The 361-nt window shown below is 61.2% G+C and carries 1 protein-coding gene; it reads right to left on the bottom strand.

Translation table 11 applies throughout. The annotated features are described in order from the left end of the window. On the bottom strand, positions 1-361 hold a 361-nt coding region (locus tag E3W21_RS31295; RefSeq protein ID WP_166793882.1), incomplete at both ends, for a hypothetical protein.

Below are 361 nucleotides of genomic sequence, written 5' to 3'. Positions count from 1 at the left end.
GCTGGGAAAGAACCACTCCAGTTCCGGGTCGTAAATAGTCTGATCGGGCCGCTTGCCGAACCATTTGAGTTCGATCGCCATGCCGGCCTGGATGAGCGGGTCAAACGGAATGCGAATGCGGGTGTTCGGCAGCTCAGGGTCGAGCGCGCCGTTCTGTGCGTCCTCAGCAATGGGCGCCGCGAGGCGTTTGGGTTCGCCGACGATGTTGATGAAGCGACCTTTGGAGCGCTGGATGATCACGCCCGCGCGTTCCAGTTCGTAGGAAAACACCCCTTGGGTTTTCGCCAGGGCCCGGGCGGCGGCGTTGGACAGCAGTACCTCGACCACCGAGGGCACGTTATTGATCGTTTCGTGGACCTTG

The organism is Pseudomonas sp. F01002 (genome assembly GCF_004402115.1).
GTDB lineage: Bacteria > Pseudomonadota > Gammaproteobacteria > Pseudomonadales > Pseudomonadaceae > Aquipseudomonas > Aquipseudomonas frigoris.
This window is presented reverse-complemented; position numbering and strand designations above follow the sequence as displayed.